Source organism: Pseudomonas sp. JQ36, assembly GCF_053851495.1.
This window is the reverse complement of the sequence record NZ_CM132642.1, coordinates 491,229-510,474: the sequence shown is the minus strand read 5'-3', so window position 1 is coordinate 510,474 and position 19,246 is coordinate 491,229. Positions and strand designations below refer to the sequence as shown.

General features: G+C 61.3%; 19 protein-coding genes. 10 read left to right on the top strand and 9 right to left on the bottom strand.

From position 1 onward, the window contains the following. Positions 1 to 33 precede the first annotated feature (33 nt). Positions 34 to 474: a GlcG/HbpS family heme-binding protein gene (locus ACS4NR_RS02495; protein ID WP_095139405.1), complete on the bottom strand. Its 441-nt coding sequence runs from the start codon at positions 472 to 474 to the stop codon at positions 34 to 36. A 269-nt stretch (positions 475 to 743) separates the two neighbouring features. On the opposite strand from ACS4NR_RS02495, the gene gcl reads away from it, so the two are divergent. The 8 genes from gcl to ACS4NR_RS02455 all read left to right on the top strand — a co-directional run bounded on the left by gcl (position 744) and on the right by ACS4NR_RS02455 (position 10,455). Then, positions 744 to 2,519, top strand: a complete 1,776-nt coding sequence (gene gcl, locus ACS4NR_RS02490; RefSeq protein WP_096796234.1) for a glyoxylate carboligase — start codon at positions 744 to 746, stop codon at positions 2,517 to 2,519. 176 nt (positions 2,520 to 2,695) lie between these two features. After that, complete coding sequence (hyi, locus tag ACS4NR_RS02485; protein WP_095139404.1) at positions 2,696 to 3,478, top strand: hydroxypyruvate isomerase; 783 nt, start codon at positions 2,696 to 2,698, stop codon at positions 3,476 to 3,478. A 159-nt stretch (positions 3,479 to 3,637) separates the two neighbouring features. Continuing rightward, positions 3,638 to 4,531, top strand: coding sequence for a 2-hydroxy-3-oxopropionate reductase (locus tag ACS4NR_RS02480; RefSeq protein WP_456019016.1), 894 nt, complete (start codon positions 3,638 to 3,640; stop codon positions 4,529 to 4,531). Between the two features lie 148 nt (positions 4,532 to 4,679). After that, positions 4,680 to 5,954: a glycerate kinase type-2 family protein gene (locus ACS4NR_RS02475; RefSeq protein ID WP_456019015.1), complete on the top strand. Its 1,275-nt coding sequence runs from the start codon at positions 4,680 to 4,682 to the stop codon at positions 5,952 to 5,954. Then, a complete protein-coding gene (gene pyk, locus ACS4NR_RS02470) occupies positions 5,951 to 7,366 on the top strand; it encodes a pyruvate kinase (protein WP_115990403.1) in 1,416 nt (471 codons plus the stop codon). Before ACS4NR_RS02475 ends, pyk begins: the two co-directional genes overlap by 4 nt. A 146-nt stretch (positions 7,367 to 7,512) precedes the next feature. Beyond that, positions 7,513 to 8,427, top strand: coding sequence for an urea transporter (locus ACS4NR_RS02465; protein WP_456019014.1), 915 nt, complete (start codon positions 7,513 to 7,515; stop codon positions 8,425 to 8,427). Positions 8,428 to 8,448: 21 nt separating this feature from the next. Continuing rightward, on the top strand, positions 8,449 to 9,273 hold the full coding sequence (locus tag ACS4NR_RS02460) for an ion transporter (protein ID WP_047292605.1): 825 nt from the start codon (positions 8,449 to 8,451) through the stop codon (positions 9,271 to 9,273). Between the two features lie 183 nt (positions 9,274 to 9,456). After that, entirely contained in the window at positions 9,457 to 10,455 is a 999-nt protein-coding gene (locus tag ACS4NR_RS02455) for a sulfate ABC transporter substrate-binding protein (protein WP_253148997.1), read from the top strand. Positions 10,456 to 10,640: 185 nt separating this feature from the next. On the opposite strand, the gene ACS4NR_RS02450 is transcribed toward ACS4NR_RS02455, so the two are convergent. After that, positions 10,641 to 11,261, bottom strand: a complete 621-nt coding sequence (locus tag ACS4NR_RS02450) for a hypothetical protein (RefSeq protein ID WP_456019013.1) — start codon at positions 11,259 to 11,261, stop codon at positions 10,641 to 10,643. A gap of 243 nt (positions 11,262 to 11,504) precedes the next feature. On the opposite strand from ACS4NR_RS02450, the gene ACS4NR_RS02445 reads away from it, so the two are divergent. Further along, positions 11,505 to 12,692, top strand: coding sequence for an MFS transporter (locus tag ACS4NR_RS02445; protein ID WP_003222953.1), 1,188 nt, complete (start codon positions 11,505 to 11,507; stop codon positions 12,690 to 12,692). A 54-nt stretch (positions 12,693 to 12,746) separates the two neighbouring features. On the opposite strand, the gene ACS4NR_RS02440 is transcribed toward ACS4NR_RS02445, so the two are convergent. After that, entirely contained in the window at positions 12,747 to 13,151 is a 405-nt protein-coding gene (locus ACS4NR_RS02440; RefSeq protein WP_456019012.1) for a type II toxin-antitoxin system HicB family antitoxin, read from the bottom strand. After that, positions 13,151 to 13,363: a type II toxin-antitoxin system HicA family toxin gene (locus tag ACS4NR_RS02435; RefSeq protein ID WP_027613935.1), complete on the bottom strand. Its 213-nt coding sequence runs from the start codon at positions 13,361 to 13,363 to the stop codon at positions 13,151 to 13,153. The genes ACS4NR_RS02440 and ACS4NR_RS02435 overlap by 1 nt, the downstream gene beginning before the upstream one ends. Before the next feature lie 267 nt (positions 13,364 to 13,630). On the opposite strand from ACS4NR_RS02435, the gene ACS4NR_RS02430 reads away from it, so the two are divergent. Beyond that, positions 13,631 to 14,518: a LysR family transcriptional regulator gene (locus tag ACS4NR_RS02430; RefSeq protein ID WP_456019011.1), complete on the top strand. Its 888-nt coding sequence runs from the start codon at positions 13,631 to 13,633 to the stop codon at positions 14,516 to 14,518. A gap of 105 nt (positions 14,519 to 14,623) precedes the next feature. On the opposite strand, the gene ACS4NR_RS02425 is transcribed toward ACS4NR_RS02430, so the two are convergent. Genes ACS4NR_RS02425 through ACS4NR_RS02405 form a run of 5 tightly spaced genes read right to left on the bottom strand, consistent with a single transcriptional unit; the run spans position 14,624 to position 19,244 of the window. Continuing rightward, positions 14,624 to 15,028, bottom strand: a complete 405-nt coding sequence (locus ACS4NR_RS02425; protein ID WP_115987133.1) for a hypothetical protein — start codon at positions 15,026 to 15,028, stop codon at positions 14,624 to 14,626. A 28-nt stretch (positions 15,029 to 15,056) separates the two neighbouring features. Beyond that, on the bottom strand, positions 15,057 to 16,259 hold the full coding sequence (gene ccmI, locus ACS4NR_RS02420; protein ID WP_456019010.1) for a c-type cytochrome biogenesis protein CcmI: 1,203 nt from the start codon (positions 16,257 to 16,259) through the stop codon (positions 15,057 to 15,059). Beyond that, on the bottom strand, positions 16,256 to 16,726 hold the full coding sequence (locus ACS4NR_RS02415) for a cytochrome c-type biogenesis protein (RefSeq protein WP_108590666.1): 471 nt from the start codon (positions 16,724 to 16,726) through the stop codon (positions 16,256 to 16,258). The genes ccmI and ACS4NR_RS02415 overlap by 4 nt, the downstream gene beginning before the upstream one ends. After that, on the bottom strand, positions 16,723 to 17,259 hold the full coding sequence (locus ACS4NR_RS02410; RefSeq protein ID WP_041072930.1) for a DsbE family thiol:disulfide interchange protein: 537 nt from the start codon (positions 17,257 to 17,259) through the stop codon (positions 16,723 to 16,725). Before ACS4NR_RS02410 ends, ACS4NR_RS02415 begins: the two co-directional genes overlap by 4 nt. Further along, the gene (locus ACS4NR_RS02405) at positions 17,256 to 19,244 is read right to left on the bottom strand and encodes a heme lyase CcmF/NrfE family subunit (RefSeq protein WP_456019009.1); all 1,989 of its coding nucleotides are present in this window, start codon (positions 19,242 to 19,244) and stop codon (positions 17,256 to 17,258) included. Before ACS4NR_RS02405 ends, ACS4NR_RS02410 begins: the two co-directional genes overlap by 4 nt. Between the last annotated feature and the right edge of the window lie 2 nt (positions 19,245 to 19,246).

Sequence of the window (19,246 nt, the reverse complement as noted above, 5' to 3'; positions counted from 1 at the left end):
GCTCGCGATAGCGGTTAATCAATCAACGCAGATTCAAGCAGCCACCCCCGCATCCGCCCTCAAATCCAGCGCCTCCACCGCTTTAATCGCCACCTGCTCATCAATATCCGACAGATCGCCGCTAATCCCGATCGCCCCCAGCACATTCCCCGCCTGATCACGAATCAACACCCCGCCCGGGGCCGGGACGACGCTGCCCTGGCCCATGCTGTTGAGTGCGGCGATGAACGCCGGGCGTTGTTGGGCGTCCAGCGCCAGCAAGCGTGAGCCCTTGCCCAGGGCGATGGCGCCCCAGGCTTTGCCGATGGCGATGTTGGGGCGCAGCAGGCTGGCGCCGTCTTCGCGTTGCAGGGTGATCAGGTGGCCGCCGGTATCGAGTACCGCGATGGTCAGCGGCGCGGCGTTGATCTCGCGCCCCGCGCTGATGGCTTCGCTGACCAGATTGACTGCGACTTTCAAGGTTAAAGCGCTCATGGTGCCGTCCTCATTTTGTTATTGGGAAAGTCGTGGGGCTGCGCTCAAGTGCCGCAGACCGATGCCACAAATAGAACACAATGAATTATTTTTTTGTATACAATAATTCTCGAAAAGCGCCACATGCGACGAAAAGCCACAGCAGAACCGGGCTTTCGACGAATGAAACAGGCGCTTGAGAAAATGGATTGACCTGCGCCGTCCGCCGTGAATACACTCTGCGCAAAGCCACTTGTATACAATTACAAAACGTAAAGAGGCACAAAACCATGAGCAAAATGAGAGCAATCGAAGCCGCCGTTCTGGTGATGCGCCGTGAAGGGGTTGATACCGCTTTTGGCATTCCGGGTGCTGCGATCAACCCGCTGTACTCCGCCCTGCAGAAAGTCGGTGGCATCGATCACGTCCTCGCTCGTCACGTCGAAGGCGCGTCGCACATGGCCGAGGGTTACACCCGCACCAAGGCCGGCAACATCGGCGTGTGCATCGGTACGTCCGGCCCGGCCGGTACCGACATGGTCACCGGGCTCTACAGCGCCTCGGCCGACTCGATTCCGATCCTCTGCATTACCGGCCAGGCACCCCGCGCCCGTATGCACAAGGAAGACTTCCAGGCGGTCGACATCACCAGCATCGTCAAACCCGTCACCAAGTGGGCGACCACGGTTCTGGAGCCGGGCCAGGTGCCTTACGCGTTCCAGAAAGCCTTCTACGAAATGCGCTCCGGCCGCCCGGGCCCGGTGCTGATCGACCTGCCCTTCGACGTGCAGATGGCTGAAATCGAATTCGATATCGACGCCTACCAGCCGCTGCCGTTGGCCAAGCCAACCGCGACCCGCGTTCAGGTCGAGAAGGCGCTGGCCCTGCTTGATCAGGCCGAGCGTCCATTGCTGGTGGCCGGCGGCGGCATCATCAACGCCGACGCCAGCGATCTGCTGGTGGAGTTCGCTGAACTGACCGGTATTCCGGTGATCCCGACCCTGATGGGCTGGGGCACCATTCCGGACGACCACCCGCTGATGGTCGGCATGGTCGGCCTGCAGACGTCGCACCGTTACGGCAACGCCACGCTGCTGAAATCCGACGTGGTACTGGGCATCGGTAACCGTTGGGCCAACCGCCACACCGGTTCGGTCGACGTCTACACCGAAGGCCGCAAGTTCATTCACGTCGATATCGAAGGCACGCAGATCGGCCGCGTGTTCACCCCGGATCTGGGTATCGTCTCCGACGCTGCTGCCGCGCTGACCGTGTTCATCGAAGTCGCCCGTGAATGGCAAGCCGCCGGCAAACTGAAAAATCGCAGTGCCTGGCTGCAGGATTGCCAGCAGCGCAAAGCCAGCCTGCACCGCAAGACTCACTTCGACAACGTGCCGGTCAAGCCGCAGCGTGTTTACGAAGAGATGAACCAGGTGTTCGGCAAAGACACCTGCTACGTCAGCACCATTGGTCTGTCGCAGATTGCCGGCGCGCAGTTCCTGCACGTCTACAAGCCGCGTCACTGGATCAACTGCGGTCAGGCCGGCCCGTTGGGCTGGACCATTCCGGCCGCGCTGGGCGTGGTCAAGGCCGATCCGAGCCGGAAAGTCGTGGCCCTGTCGGGGGACTATGACTTCCAGTTCATGATCGAGGAGCTGGCGGTCGGCGCTCAGTTCAAACTGCCTTACATCCACGTCGTGGTGAACAACTCGTACCTGGGCCTGATCCGTCAGGCCCAGCGCGGGTTCGAAATGGACTACTGCGTGCAGCTGTCCTTCGATAACCTGAACGCGCCGGAACTCAACGGTTACGGTGTCGACCACATCGCAGTCGCCGAAGGCCTCGGCTGTAAAGCCCTGCGGGTGTTCGAACCATCGGAAATCGCCCCTGCCCTGCGCAAGGCTGAACAGATGATCGAAGAGTTCAAGGTACCGGTGATTGTCGAGATTATCCTGGAGCGTGTGACCAACATCTCCATGGGGACCGAGATCAACGCCGTCAACGAATTCGAAGATCTGGCACTGGTCGGCAACGACGCGCCAACGGCGATTTCGTTGCTCGATTAACTGCTGACCGCTCTCCCTGTGGGAGCTAGCCATGTGGCGAGGGAGCTTGCTCCCGCTCGGCTGCGAAGCAGTCGTAAAGCTTTTGGGGCCGCTGCGCGCCCCAGCGGGAGCAAGCTCCCTCGCCACAAAGGCCCGCTCCTACAAGGGGAACCTCACAAGATTTACGGGAGACCACCATGCCGCGTTTCGCAGCCAACCTGTCCATGCTGTTCACCGAACAGGATTTCCTTGCCCGTTTCGACGCCGCCGCCAAGGCCGGTTTCAGTGGTGTGGAATACCTGTTCCCGTACGACTTCAGCTCTGCCGAAATCAAGGCCAGGCTCGATGCCAACGGGCTGACCCAAGTGCTGTTCAACCTGCCGGCCGGTGACTGGGCCAAGGGCGAGCGCGGTATCGCGTGTCTGCCGGATCGTGTTGAAGAGTTCCGCGCCGGGGTCGATCTGGCGATTGCCTACGCGCAAGTGCTGGGCAACACCCAGGTCAACTGCCTGGCCGGTATCCGTCCGCAAGGCGTGGACGATGCCACCGTGGAAAAAACCTTCGTCGCCAACCTCAAATACGCCGCCGACAAGCTGCAGGCGGCGGGTATCAAACTGGTGATGGAAGCGATCAACACCCGCGACATCCCGGGCTTCTACCTGAACAACACGGCGCAAGCCCTGTCGATTCGCGAGCAGGTCGGCAGCACCAACCTGTTCCTGCAATACGACATCTATCACATGCAAATCATGGAAGGCGATCTGGCCCGCACCCTGCAATCGCACCTGGGCGAGATCAACCACGTGCAGCTCGCGGACAACCCGGGGCGCAATGAACCGGGCACCGGTGAGATCAATTACCGCTTCCTGTTCGAACACCTGGATCGCATCGGTTATCAGGGTTGGGTGGGTTGCGAGTACAAGCCGCTGACTACCACTGAGGCCGGCCTCGGCTGGTTGAAAACTCACAACGCAATTTAAGAACACCACAAAACCTTGTGGGAGCGGGCTTGCTCGCGAATGCGGTGGTTCAGTCAACACGGATATTGAATGTTCCACCGCATTCGCGAGCAAGCCCGCTCCCACCCAAAGCAACACCCCTATTTCGCTTGAGCAAGACAAAAACAAGAGGATTTTCTCATGGCTAAAATCGGATTTATCGGCACCGGCATCATGGGCCACCCAATGGCTTCGAACCTGCAGAAAGCCGGTCACAGCCTGTTCCTGTCGGCGCACCACGACGCCGCTCCAGCCGACTTGGTCGCCGCTGGCGCCGTCGCCCTGGCCAACCCGCGCGAAGTGGCGCAGGAAGCCGAATTCATCATCGTCATGGTGCCGGATACCCCGCAGGTCGATGACGTGCTGTTCCGCGCTGACGGTGTTGCTGCCGGTATCAGCAAAGGCAAAGTAGTGATCGACATGAGCTCGATCTCGCCGACCGCCACCAAGGCATTCGCCAAGAAGATCAACGAAAAAGGCGCGCAGTACCTCGACGCTCCGGTATCCGGTGGTGAAGTCGGCGCCAAGGCCGCGACCCTGAGCATCATGGTCGGTGGCGACGCCGATGCCTTTGAACGCGCGCTGCCGCTGTTTCAGGCCATGGGCAAGAACATCACTCTGGTCGGCGGCAATGGCGACGGTCAGACCGCCAAAGTGGCGAACCAGATCATCGTCGCGCTGAACATTCAGGCCGTGGCGGAAGCCCTGCTGTTCGCCTCGAAAAACGGTGCTGATCCGGCCAAGGTGCGTGAAGCACTGATGGGTGGCTTCGCTTCGTCGAAGATCCTCGAAGTGCACGGCGAGCGCATGATCAAGGGCACCTTCGACCCGGGCTTCCGCATCAGCCTGCACCAGAAGGATCTGAACCTTGCCTTGCAAGGTGCCAAGGAACTGAACATCAACCTGCCGAACACCGCCAACGCCCAGCAAGTGTTCAGCACCTGCGCGGCCATCGGTGGCAGCAACTGGGACCACTCGGCGCTGATCAAGGGTCTGGAACACATGGCCAACTTCTCGATTCGCGATAAAAAATAAAGCCTTCATCAAACCTGTAGGAGTGAGCCTGCTCGCGATGAAGTCGCCGCGGTGAGTCAGATTTACCGCGCTGCCTGAATCGCGAGCAGGCTCACTCCTACAAGATCCGAGTTGCCCTTTCGAATAACAAGAATTCCGGGAGCCCGCCATGTCGGTCGATCCGCAACAACTGCTGCGCGAGCTGTTTGCCACAGCCATCGACGCGGCCCATCCGAACCAGGTCCTCGAAGCCCATCTGCCTGCCGATCGCACGGGCCGAGTGATCGTCATCGGCGCCGGCAAAGCCGCAGCTGCCATGGCCCAGGTGGTCGAGCGCAGCTGGAAAGGTGAAGTATCCGGTCTGGTCGTGACCCGTTACGGTCACGGCGCTCCATGCGAAAAAATCGAAGTGGTCGAAGCCGCGCATCCGGTACCGGACGCTGCCGGTCTGGCCGTGGCCAAGCGTGTGCTGGAACTGGTCAGCAATCTGACGGAAGACGACCGTGTGATCTTCCTGCTCTCCGGCGGCGGCTCTGCCCTGCTCGCGCTGCCGGCCGAAGGCATCACCCTGGCCGACAAGCAATCGATCAACAAAGCCCTGCTCAAATCCGGCGCGACCATCGGCGAGATGAACTGCGTGCGCAAGCACCTCTCGGCGATCAAGGGCGGCCGCCTCGGCAAGGCTTGCTGGCCTGCCACCGTCTACACCTACGCGATTTCCGATGTGCCGGGCGACCTCGCCACGGTCATCGCTTCCGGCCCGACCGTGGCCGACCCGAGCACTTCGGCCGAAGCGCTGGCGATCCTCAAGCGCTACGGCATCGAAGTCCCGGCCTCGGTGCGCACCTGGCTGCAAAGCGCGGAATCGGAAACCGTCAAACCCGGCGACCCAAGCCTCGCGCGCAGCCACTTCCAGTTGATCGCCCGCCCGCAGCAATCGCTGGATGCTGCGGCGGTGAAATGCCGTCAGGCCGGTTTCAGCACGCTGATCCTCGGCGACCTCGAAGGCGAATCCCGCGAGGTGGCGAAAGTCCACGCCGGCATCGCCCGGCAGATCATCAATCATGGCCAGCCACTCGCTGCACCGTGCGTGATCCTCTCCGGCGGCGAAACCACGGTGACCGTGCGCGGCAATGGCCGTGGCGGACGCAACGCCGAATTCCTCTTGAGCCTCACCGACAGCCTCAAGGGCCAGCCCGGCGTTTACGCGCTGGCCGGCGACACCGACGGCATCGACGGTTCGGAAGACAATGCCGGCGCGATCATGACCCCGGACAGCTACGCCCGCGCCGCCGCCCTCGGTTTGAGCGCCAGCGACGAGCTGGATAACAACAACGGTTACGGCTACTTCGAGGCGCTCGACGCGCTGATCGTCACCGAGCCAACCCGCACCAACGTCAACGACTTCCGCGCCATCCTGATCCTTGAGAACTGCAAATCATGACGCCTGATAAAAAGGTCAAAATCCTCGCCACCCTCGGGCCTGCCGTCGATGGCATCGAAGACATCCGTGAACTGGTCGAGGCCGGGGTCAATATCTTCCGCCTGAACTTCAGCCACGGCGATCACGCCGACCACGCCAAGCGCTATCAGTGGATCCGAGAAGTCGAACGCCAGCTCAACTATCCGTTGGGCATTCTGATGGATTTGCAGGGGCCGAAACTGCGCGTCGGCAAGTTCGCCGACGGCAAGGTGCAGCTGCATCGCGGTCAGGCGTTCCGCCTCGATCTGGATGCGACACCGGGCGATGAACGCCGGGTGAACCTGCCGCACCCGGAGATCATCGCCGCGCTGGAAGCGGGCATGGATCTGCTGCTGGATGACGGCAAACTGCGCCTGCGCGTGGTCACAAAATACACCGACGCGATCGACACCACCGTGCTCGCCGGCGGCGAACTGTCGGACCGCAAAGGGGTGAACGTGCCGCAAGCGGTGCTCGACCTCAGCCCGCTGACGGCCAAGGATCGCCGCGACCTCAGCTTCGGTCTGGAACTGGGGGTGGACTGGGTGGCGCTGTCGTTCGTGCAACGTCCGCAAGACATTCTCGAAGCCCGCGAACTGATCGGCGACAAGGCGTTCCTGATGGCGAAAATCGAGAAGCCGTCAGCGGTTGAACAACTGCGCGAAATCGCCGAATTGAGTGACGCGATCATGGTCGCTCGCGGCGATCTCGGCGTGGAAGTGCCGGCGGAAAGCGTGCCGCAGATCCAGAAGAACATCATCAGCACCTGCCGCGAACTCGGCAAACCGGTGGTGGTGGCGACGCAGATGCTCGAGTCGATGCGCTTCTCTCCGGCGCCGACCCGCGCCGAGGTCACCGACGTCGCCAACGCCGTGGCTGAAGGCGCGGATGCGGTGATGCTATCGGCCGAAACCGCCTCCGGCGAGTATCCGCTGGAAGCAGTGCAGATGATGAGCAAGATCATTCGTCAGGTTGAGAACGGTCCGGATTATCAGACGCAGCTCGACGTCAGCCGACCGAAAGCCGAAGCGACGGTGTCCGATGCCATTAGCTGCGCGATCCGCCGCATCAGCAACGTGCTGCCGGTGGCAGTGCTGGTCAACTACAGCGAGTCGGGCGCCTCGACATTGCGTGCAGCGCGGGAGCGGCCGAAAGCGCCGATCCTCAACCTGACGCCGAACCTGCAGACCGCGCGGCGTTTGAGCGTGGCATGGGGCATTCACTCGGTGGTCAACGATCGCCTGCGTCAGGTCGATGAAGTGTGTTCGACCGCGCTGGAAATCGCTCAGGCGCAAGGCATGGCCGAGCGTGGCGATACCTTGCTGATCACCGCCGGGGTGCCGTTTGGGCAACCGGGATCGACCAACTCACTGCGAATCGAGACCTTGATTTAGCGCCTGTACCGGCCTCTTCGCGAGCAAGCCCGCTCCCACTTGAATTTCCGTTCAATCATTGAGTTTGTGGTGTACACAAATCAACTGTGGGAGCGGGCTTGCTCGCGAAAGCAGGCGACTCGGTTTCACTGACTTTCAGAACTGCCATGCCTGCCAATCATTTCAACAACCACTGCCCCGACTGGGCCGAGGCTTTGCTCAACGGTTTCAGTCAGATATTCCTTCAGCGCCACCCGCTGTGCGGCTTGCTGTGCCTGCTGGCGATTCTGCTCACTGCGCCGGTGCTGTTTGCCGGTGCGCTGCTCGGGGCCGTCGCCGGATTGCTCACCGCACAACGACGTAACTATGCCAAGGCTGATCGTCAGGCCGGGTTGTTCAGCTACAACGGCGTGCTGCTCGGTCTGTTGCTCAGCCTGTATTTCCCCTGGTCACCGCTGCTGCCGCCGCTGATTCTGGCGGCTGGCGGGCTGAGCGCGATGCTCACTCAGCAATGGCTCAAACATGTGTACCGCAGTCGATCGATACCGGCTTACACCTCGCCATTCGTGGCCATCGGCTGGATTTTGCTGCTGTTCGCTGAACCGTCGGCGCCGATGCCAGCGATCGAAATGAATACATTGAATCTACTCGCCGCTGCACTCAACGGCTTCGGTCAGGTGATGTTCCTCGATCATCCGCTGGCCGGTACGTTGATCGGCATCGGTTTGCTGATCGCTGATCGCCGGGCGTTCTGCTGGGCGCTGCTAGCCTCGGCCGTCGGTCTCGCGTCAAGTCTGCTGCACCACGAAACCGCTGCCGCATTGTTGGGTCTGGGCAGCTACAACGCGGTGCTCGCCGCCCTCGCTTTCAGTGCGCAACGCCAACATCCGTGGCTGCCGCTGCTGGGCATCGTCCTCGCGCTGCTGGTCACCCCGCTGTTCGCCGCTCTCGGTCTGGCGACGCTGACCGCGCCATTCATCCTCGCCGGCTGGCTGATCCGCGCCGGGATCCAGATGCTCGGCAAAGCGGCCGTCGACGCCACGCCTTGCGCACAGGGGGACAATCAACCTAGGCTGCGCTGATCTTCAATTCAGGCGTTATCCATGGACAGCAGCAACAGTTGGCGCGAACGGCTTTACGTGATGATTTTCCAGAGCGACACCCTCGCCGGGCGGCGCTTCGACGGCACCTTGCTGCTGATCATCCTCGCCAGCCTGGTGGTGGTGATGCTCGACAGCATCGACAGCATTCACCAGAACTACGCCGATGTGCTGGCCTACATCGAGTGGGGTTTCACCGTCATTTTTCTCGGTGAATACATCCTGCGCCTGTATTGCTCACCGAAACCGTTGCGCTACGCTTTCAGTTTCTACGGACTGGTGGATCTGCTGGCGATCGTGCCGGGGATCCTGGCGCTGTATTACAGCGATGCGCAGTACCTGCTGATCATCCGGATCATTCGGATGCTGCGCATCTTCCGCGTGCTCAAGCTCAGCCCGTACCTCAAGCAAGCCAACTATTTGATGTCGGCGCTGCGTGGCAGCAAGCAGAAAATCGTGGTGTTTCTGGTCAGCGTCTGCACCCTGGTAACGGTGTTCGGCACGTTGATGTATGTGATCGAAGGCCCGGAACATGGCTTCACCAGCATCCCCAAAGGCATCTATTGGGCTATCGTGACCCTGACCACCGTCGGCTTCGGCGACATCGTGCCGAAAACCCCGCTGGGCCAGGTGATTTCGTCGCTGGTGATGATCACCGGTTACTCGATCATCGCCGTACCCACCGGGATCTTTACCGCCGAACTGGCCAACGCCATGCGCGGCGAACAGCTGCAACATGACTGCCCGGTGTGCAAGAAAAACAGCCATGAACATGGCGCGGCGTTCTGCTCCCGTTGCGGTAATGCGTTGTTCAAGAAACTGGAATAAGCACAGAGCTTTTTAATCTTTAAACGACTATGCCAGCCCCGTTATAGTCACTAGCAAATTGGCATCACCCACAATCCCTGTAGGAGCTGCCGAAGGCTGCGATCTTTTGATCTTGTTTTTAGACCCAAATCAAAAGATCGCAGCCTTCGGCAGCTCCTACACATAAACAACAAGGAATGCGCAGTGAAAAAACTCTTTGGCGCCTCACTTCTCGCCGCCGGTCTTGCCTTTGGCAGCGTGGCTCAAGCCGCACCGACCCTGCTCAACGTCTCCTATGACGTGATGCGCGATTTCTACAAGGACTACAACACCGCGTTCCAGAAACACTGGCAGGCCGAACACAACGAAAACATCACCGTGCAGATGTCCTTCGGCGGTTCGAGCAAGCAGGCGCGCTCGGTGATCGACGGCCTGCCGGCTGACGTCATCACCATGAACATGGCGACCGACATCAACGCCCTCGCCGACAACGGCAAACTGGTGCCGGAGAACTGGGTCACCCGCCTGCCGAACAACAGCGCGCCGTTCACCTCGGCCACCGTGTTCATCGTCCGTAAAGGCAACCCGAAAGCCCTGAAAGACTGGCCGGATCTGCTCAAGGACGGCGTGCAAGTGATCGTGCCCAACCCGAAAACTTCGGGCAACGGCCGCTACACCTACCTCTCGGCCTGGGGCTACGTGCTGAAAAATGGCGGTGACGAGAACAAGGCCAAGGACTTCGTTGGCAAACTGTTCAAGCAAGCGCCGGTGCTCGATACCGGTGGCCGTGCCGCGACTACCACGTTCATGACCAACCAGATCGGCGACGTACTGGTGACCTTCGAAAACGAAGCCGAGATGATCGCTCGTGAATTCGGTCGCGATCAGTTCGAAGTGATCTACCCAAGCGTCTCCGCCGAAGCCGAGCCACCCGTGTCGGTGGTCGACAAAGTGGTCGACAAGAAAGGCACCCGCGCCGCTGCCGACGAATACCTGAAGTACCTGTGGTCGCCGGAAGGCCAGGAAATCGCCGCCGCCAACTACCTGCGTCCGCGGGACCCGGCGGTGCTGGCGAAGCACACCGACCGCTTCCCGAAAGTCGACTTCCTGTCGGTGGAGAAAACCTTCGGCGACTGGCGTTCGGTGCAGAAGACCCACTTCAATGATGGCGGGATCTTTGATCAGATTTATACCGGCCAGTAAGGCTTAGGCAGTAACGAAAAAGGCGACCTCAACAGGTCGCCTTTTTTGTGGGCATTGGCAATCACCACACTCCCCCCTGTGGGAGCGGGCTTGCTCGCGAAGGTGGTGTGTCAGTCAAAAACATGTATCTGACACACCGCCTTCGCGAGCAAGCCCGCTCCCACAGGGGATTGTTTGTCAGCCAGTTACATCGGTGGGGTCACGCCATCCTTGCTGGCGGAAATCGATTGCGCAGTCAACGTGCCGTCGGCGTCCTGGGTGACGAAGCTGACAATCTTCACCCCCACCCTGAGCAAGCTGCGATCCCCCGGCGTCAAATTGACGATCGGCACATCCTCCGGCACCAGGATCTTCTGCTGCCCGCCCTTGTAGTTGACGGTCAGCACCCGGCCATTGCTGACCACCAGATCACCAACGCTGCCATTGGTCATGCTGCTGCCCTTGGCCAGATCAAACGGCCGGTGGCCATCGCCGCTGCCGGCCAGTTCCGGCGGGAAGACGTGCACTTCCATTGCCTTGAGCGTGCCATCCTCCTGCGGCATGGCGGCCGAGCCGATGTAGCTGCCGGGTTTGATGTCCTCGATATTCGCCAGAGTCACGGCGCGGACTTTGGTGTCACCGGTCAACTGAATCACCACGTTCTCGCCGCTGTTGACGTGGACGTTCAACGAGTCGGCGCTGACCCCGGTGATCTCACCGCGCACGCCGAGACACATACCGGGTGCATCGGCGGCCTGCACCGCAGCAGCGCCGAGCAGGCCGATCAAGGCAATCGTGGTGGTGTGACGCAGCAGCTGGCGCAACATGGCAATCCTCCGTTGATGAACAGTAAAAGCGCAGCGGTAAACATAAGCACGCTATCGAAGAAGATGTAAGTGAATGTATCATCAGCCCTCCCCGGCCGGACGCAAGGTTCGCCGATGGACGACACCGCCGTTGAAGCCAATCATTCCGCAACGGAATAACTGATATCGATACAAGGCTTCTACCGCCGCCTCGGTGCGTCCCTTAGCCTCACCGCATTCCCTTTCGCTGGATCGAGAAACCTTATGAACGCCACAACTCACGCAATGACCCGAGGCATGGTGCTGCTGTTCGCCTTCTGCTGCGGCGCGATCGTCGCCAACATCTACTACGCGCAGCCGATCATCGGCCTGATCGCGCCGGACATCGGCCTCTCCGACACCATGGCCAGTTTCATCGTCTCGCTGACGCAGATCGGTTATGCGTTGGGCCTGTTCTTCCTGGTACCGCTGGGTGACCTGTTGGAAAACCGCCGGCTGATGATCATCACCACGGTGGTGGCGATTGCCAGCCTGCTCGGTGCGGCGTTCACCAGTCAGCCGAATGTGTTTTTGCTGATCTCGTTGCTGGTGGGCTTCAGTTCGGTGTCGGTGCAGATCCTGATTCCGCTGGCCGCGCATCTGGCGCCGGAAGAATCCCGTGGCCGGGTGGTCGGCGGGATCATGGGCGGTCTGCTGCTGGGCATTCTGCTGGCGCGGCCGGTGTCGAGCGTGGTGGCTGACCATTTCGGCTGGCGCGCGATGTTCATGATTGCCGCCGCGTTGATGGCCGCGATCAGCGTGGTGCTGGCACTGACCGTGCCCAAGCGCCAACCGGATCACAGCGCTTCCTACGGCCAGTTGCTCGGCTCGCTGTGGACCCTGCTGCGCCAGCAACCGGTACTGCGTCAGCGAGCGTTTTATCAGGGCTGCATGTTCGCCACCTTCAGCCTGTTCTGGACAGCGGTGCCGCTGGAACTGGCGCGCAACCATGGCCTGTCGCAAAGCGAGATCGCGATCTTCGCGCTGGTCGGCGCCATCGGTGCAATCGCCGCGCCGATCAGCGGACGCCTGGCTGACGCTGGCCACACCCGCATCGCTTCGCTGCTGGCCATGCTGTTCGCCAGCCTGAGCTTCCTGCCGGCCTTCATTCACCCGGCCTACAGCGTGATCGGTCTGGCCGTGACCGGCGTGGTACTGGATTTCTGCGTGCAGATGAACATGGTGCTTGGCCAGCGCGCGGTCTACTCGCTCGACGCCAAAAGCCGTGGTCGCCTGAATGCGCTATACATGACCAGCATCTTCATCGGCGGCGCCTTCGGCTCGTCGGTTGCCAGTGCGGTGTATGAGCATGGCGGCTGGTTGTGGATCGTGATTGTCGGCAGCGCGTTCCCGCTGCTGGCGCTGTTGCGGTTTTTGAGTGCTTCGCAGCGTGGTTCTTTGGCAACGGCGTAGGCATCCAGGCTCGCTCCCACAGGTTGCTCACTGGGCCTGTGGGAGCGATGACGCTCAATACCGAACCAGTTTTTCCATCGCCGCATCCGCCAGAAACGAAGAGCGGCTTTTGACATTGTGTTCACGCACATAACGATCGATGCGCTGGATCACATAGCCTGGCAACGTCACGTTGACCTTCTCGGTCTTGCCCATGTACGGCGAGATATCCAGCTCGAGCATCCCCCAGCCCATGTCGGCAAACTCCGGATTATTGCGATGCGCCGCTGCCGACGTCGGCATCGGAATCGATTCCCCGTCCGCCACCATCTCCTGCAACATGAGATGGGCGACTTCAACGGCTGCGTTATAGGCGTCCTCGAAAGTGTCCCCGGCCGTGACGGCGCCGGGAATGTCAGGTATCTGAATACCGATGGCGGTGTTGTCGTCACCCCATTCGATGCAGATCGGATATTGCATTATGGATCTCCCTTGTAGCTGGCTGGCGGGTGGTACAACCCGGCACGCCTCCTGATGCTTTTGACCGTCCCCAGCGGCAAATCCTTTTTCGGGTGAGGAACGGGAATGGTGTACGGGTTGTAACGATGCGTGAAGATGTGATGACTGCCGGTGACTCGATCCAGCGTCCAGCCTGCCTCCTCCAGCTCCTTGATCAATAGCCTGCTTTGCACCTGACGCCTCCTTGCTCCGGCCGAATAAAAGTAACTCTAGAGTTATCTTTACTCAAGCACATAAATCTGCAGGGCGACGTTTGGTTGTTTTACCGCATGTGATTGAATGGACGCGGATTACACTCAGCACCCTTTCCCCTGTGGGAGCGGGCTTGCCCGCGAAGGCGTCGGATCGGCCAACACATGTGCTGAATGTCAGACCGCTTTCGCGAGCAAGCCCGCTCCCACAAGGGGGCTACGACAACTTTCAGATTTGCAGGAAGACTGATGGACCGCCTCGCCGCCATGGAAACCTTCGTCTACGTCGTCGAAACCGGATCGTTTTCCGCCGCCGCCCGACGGCTGAACATTGGCCAGCCCGCCGTCTCGAAAACCATCGCGCATCTGGAAAAACGCTTGGCCGTCAGTCTACTCCTGCGCTCTACCCGAGGCCTGACCCCGACCGAAGCCGGACTGGCGTTTTTCGAACGGGCCAGACGCGCCATCGACGAAGCTAACGAGGCCGACAACGCCGCCCGTGGCAGCGCCAGCGGCCTGAGCGGCAACCTGCGCATCAGTGCCGCCGTGACCTTCGGCCGCCTGCACGTCGTGCCGCAACTGGGGCCGTTTCTCGATCAGCATCCGCAATTGAACATCGACCTGCTGCTCGATGATCGCAACATCAATCTGGTCGAAGAAGGCATCGACATCGCCCTGCGCATGGGCCCGCTCAGCGACTCTGGTCTCACCGCGCGCAAGATCGCCGACTGCCGCCGCGTGGTGCTCGGCAGCCCGGCCTACTTCGATCGCCACGGCGAACCGAGCTGCCCTGCCGACCTCAATCAGCATCAAGGCATCGTTTACAACCTCAGCGGCGGCGCCACCTGGACCTTCACCCAGGGCAGCGAACAACAGACGCAAACCCTGACCGGCCGCCTGCGGGTGAGCGCCGCCGAGGGTTTGCGTTCAGCCGTGCTGGCCGATCAGGGCCTGACCATCGCCTCGCAATGGATGTTCGCCCCGGAGCTGGCAAGCGGTGCGGTCAGGGCGGTGATGAGTGACTGGGTATTGCCGGATCAGGACTTGTGGGCGGTGTTTCCCACGGGGCGGATGGTCAGTGCGAAGGCGCGGGTGTTTGTGGATTATGTGCAGGGGTTGTTGACCAGCGAACTGTGAAAACAGCAGATCAAAAGATCGCAGGCTTCGCCAGCTCCTACAGGGTCATCATTAATGCCCGGCAACACTCAAAAAAACGGCGATCCAGAGATCGCCGTTTTTTCATCACTGCCCGAACTGTTTGCCCAACCCCGGCGGCACGCCGTGGATGTTGGTGTCTTCCCACGGGCCGTTGGGGCTGACCGAACGGCTCCAGCCGTTGTTCCAGCGGTAGTAGGTGCGCTGGCGGTAGAAGGTGTTGGTCTGGTCGTCGAGGACGTAGACGCCGAGTTTCTGGTCCCAGTGACTGTTGCCGCCCGGTGGTGGGGCGAAGCTGGCCGAGGTGCGGGGGACTGGCTTGGACGGTTTGGCCGGGATGCTTTTGCCCGGGGTCGGCGAGGTCGATGGGGTCGGGCTTGGTTGTGACGGCGGGATCGGCGGCAGGTTGGTGGTCGGTTCCGGTCGGTGCACCGCACATGCGCTCATGCTCAAGGCCAATGTGATGACGGTGATGCGGGCGAGGCTGTGCATGGCGGTGTTTTCCTGTGGGTTCCGGGGGTTATCGGTCCGGGCTGTCGATGGTCAGAGTTTGCTGCGCGGTGGTGCTGCTGGCCAGCGGGCCGCTGCGACCCACCCACTCCCCGGCGGTCGGCTGGCCGGCGCGGGAGATGCGCGCAACCAGTTGGACTTCAGGGAAGTTCGACAGTTTCAACTGCGGCATCATGGCGTCGGCATCGCCCAGTTCGACGGTCACCGGCAGATCGGCCACGGTCAGGCGCTTGGCCGCCAATGGTGCCGGTGGGCCGGAAACGGCGCGGGCGAAGATGAACACGCTGTCGCCCGGTTGCACCTTGCCTTTGAGTTCGCTGGCCAGATCGACACGCACCTTGAGCAGTGCGGCAACCTTGGCGGCCGGCGCGGCGGCGACCTTGCCGCCACTGGCTTGCAGACGCTCGGTGGCTCGCTCGATCCCGCCCTGCAAGGCGGCGCGGGAGTTGTCGCCCTCTGGCAACTGCGCCAGCAGACGATTCCAATAGTCGATTGCCTGCTGATATCGCTCACCCTCGAACGCGGCAATGCCGAGCAGACCGAGGCTGGTGACTTCTTTCGGATCGGCTTTCAGCGCTTCGTCGGTCAGGGCCTGGATCTTGTCCGACCACTTTTTACCGTCGGCAAAATACTGCGCCTGCGCCCACTGGCCGAGCAGTTCCGGCTGGCGACCGGCAAGGTTGGCGGCGCGTTCGAACATCTTCGCCGCGTCCGCCGGACGATCCTGGGCCATGTAAGTGCGCCCGAGGAAGTACAGGCCTTCCGCCGAATCCGGTTGCGCCGCGACAGCACGCTCCAGACGGCGGGTCATCTCTTCCATCGACTGCGGCGCCTGGGCGAATTCGCGGGTCAGTTCGACTTTATCGGCAGCGCCGAAATGCAGATACAGCCCCAGGCCCAATACCGGCACCAGTACCGCCGCCAGCAGTGGCAACGGTTTGCCCAATTTCGACACGCGCGGCGCAGCAACGCCTTCGGTATCGGCGAGCAGCTCACGCGCCGCTTCCGCGCGACCGCTGTCCATTTGCGCCGCATCAAGTACACCTTCAGCCTGCTGCTCTTGCAGCTCGGCGACACGTTCCTGATACAGCGCCACGTTCAGGGCAGTTCGATCCTCTTCACGCTGGGCGCGACGGCCACGCAAAACCGGGATCAGCAGAAAACTCAGGGCGACCAGAAGCAACAGCCCTGCGGCAAGCCAGAAATCAATCATTCTTGGTTTTTATCCAACAGTTGGTCGAGGCGCTGACGCTCTTCGGTGGACAGCGATGGCGGGGTCTCGGTGCGTTGTGCGCGGCGTCGGCGAACGATCACCGCGATCACCACCAGACCACCGAACAACAGACCGGCCGGGCCGAACCACAGCAGTGCAGTCTTGGCATTGAGCGCCGGTTTGTAGCGGACGAAATCACCGTAGCGATCGACCATGAAATCGATGATCTGCTGATTGTCCTTGCCCTCGCCGAGCATGCGGAAAATCTCTTTGCGCAGGTCAGCGGCGATCGGTGCATTGGAGTCGGCGATGTCCTGGTTCTGGCACTTGGGGCAGCGCAGTTCCTTGGTCAACTCGCGGAAACGCTCGCGATCGCCTTCCTTGGCGAACTCGTAAGTGTCGATCGCGGCATGCGCCACGCCGGCCAGACTCAGGCCCAAGACTACGGCAGCAAGAAAACGCTTCATGGCTTGGCCTCATCGACCAACGCCTGATACTTGGCTGCGAGTTTTTCACGCCAGACCTGCTCGTCGATCACCCCGACGTACTTGTCGCGGATGATGCCCTTGGCGTCGATGAAGAAGGTTTCCGGCGCGCCGTACACCCCGAGGTTCAGGCCCAGCGAACCCTCGTCGTCACGGATATCCAGCAGGTACGGGTTGTGAAATTCGGCCAGCCACTTCAACGCATCGGCGTTGGTGTCCTTGTAGTTGATGCCGTAGATCACCACGCCGCGCTCGGCCAGTTTGTTCAGCACCGGGTGCTCGACCCGGCAGGAAATGCACCAGGTGCCCCAGACGTTGACCAGTGCCGGTTTGCCGAGAATGTCAGCCTTGGTGAGGGTCTTGTCGCCCTGCACGTTCGGCAGGCTGAACTCCGGGAATGGCTTGTTGATCATCGCCGACGGCAGCTCCGCCGGATCGAGGTACAGACCGCGATAAAGAAACACCGCCACCAGCAGGAAAATCGCCAGGGGTACCAGCATCAACCAACGTCTCATGCAGCCGCTCCTTGCAGGCCGAGGGCTTCACGCACCTTGGCTTTGACCTTGACTCGATAACGCCGATCCAGCGCCGCCAGCAATCCGCCCAGACCGGTGAGCAAACCGCCGAACCAGATCCAGCGCACGAACGGTTTGACGTGAACCCGTACCGCCCACGCGCCGTTTTCCAGCGGCTCGCCCAGTGCGACGTACAGATCACGGGTGAAACCGGCGTCGATCCCGGCCTCGGTCATCATCGAACTCTGCACGGTGTACAGGCGTTTTTCCGGATGCAGCACGCTGATTTCCTTGCCGTCGCGGATCACCCGAACGGTGCCCTTGTCGGAGGTGAAGTTCGGCCCTTCGAAGTGCTTGGCACCTTCGAACACAAACTGATAACCGGCCAGGGACATCGACTCGCCCGGCGCCAGACGCAGGTCGCGCTCGGCACTGTTCTGACTCGACAGCACCACGCCGAGCGCGCACACGGCGATGCCCAGGTGAGCGATCTGCATGCCCCAGTAGCTGCGGGTCAGGGTTGGCAGGCCTTTGATCAGGCCCTTGTGGCGAGTCTTGTCGAAGATGTCCCGCACACCGGCGAGCAACACCCACGCGGCGAGCAGGAACGTCGCAATCACCGCCCAGTTGAAATCGCCGTAAGCGACACCAGCCACCACGGCCAATGCGACACTGCCGAGCAACACCGGGGTCAGCATGTTCGCCAGCCATTTTACCGGGGTGTCTTTCCAGCGGACGATCACACCGACCGCCATCACCAGCATCAGCAACGCCATCAGCGGGATGAACAGCGCGTTGAAGTACGGCGGGCCGACCGACAGCTTGGCGCCACTCAAGGCATCCAGAATCAGCGGATACAGGGTGCCGAGCAGAATCATCGACGCCGCCACCACCAGCACCAGGTTGTTGCCCAGCAGCAGGGTTTCCCGCGACCACAGGTTGAAGCCGACCTGGCTTTTGACCACTGGCGCACGCAACGCAAACAGCGTCAGTGAACCGCCGACCACGAACAGCAGGAAGATCAGAATGAACACGCCGCGCTCAGGATCCGAGGCAAACGCGTGTACCGAGGTCAGCACGCCGGAACGCACGAGGAAAGTCCCGAGCAGGCTCAACGAAAATGCGGCGATCGCCAGCAACACCGTCCAGCTCTTGAACACCCCACGTTTTTCCGTGACCGCCAGCGAGTGGATCAGGGCGGTGCCGACCAGCCACGGCATGAACGAGGCGTTTTCCACCGGGTCCCAGAACCACCAGCCACCCCAGCCGAGTTCGTAGTAAGCCCACCACGAACCAAGGGTAATGCCGATGCCGAGGAAGGCCCAGGCGACAATCGTCCAAGGGCGCGACCAGCGTGCCCATGCCGCGTCGAGACGACCGCCCAGCAAAGCGGCGATGGCGAAGGCGAACGCCACCGAGAAACCCACATAACCCATATAGAGCATCGGCGGATGCACGATCAGGCCGATGTCTTGCAGCAGCGGATTGAGGTCACGACCATCCGCCGGAATCTGCGGCAGGATCCGCGAGAACGGGTTGGAGGTGAGGATCAGAAACAACAGGAAACCGGTGCTGATCATGCCCATCACCGCCAGCACGCGGGCGAGCATGACTTGCGGCAACTGCCGGGAGAACACCGACACGGCAAAGGTCCAGCCGCCGAGGATCAACGCCCACAGCAACAGCGACCCTTCGTGGGCGCCCCACACCGCGCTGAACTTGTAGTACCACGGCAAGGCGCTGTTGGAGTTCATCGCCACATAGCCGACCGAGAAGTCGTCGGTCATGAACGCGTAGGTCAGGCAACCGAAGGCAAACAGCAGGAACGCAAACTGGCCCCACGCTGCCGGCTGGGCCAGGCCCATCCACATACGATCGCCGCGCCACGCACCGAACAGCGGCACCACGGCCTGCACCAACGCAAAACACAGCGCCAGAATCATCGCCAGATGGCCGAGCTCGGGAATAAACAGTGCAGAAGTCATCG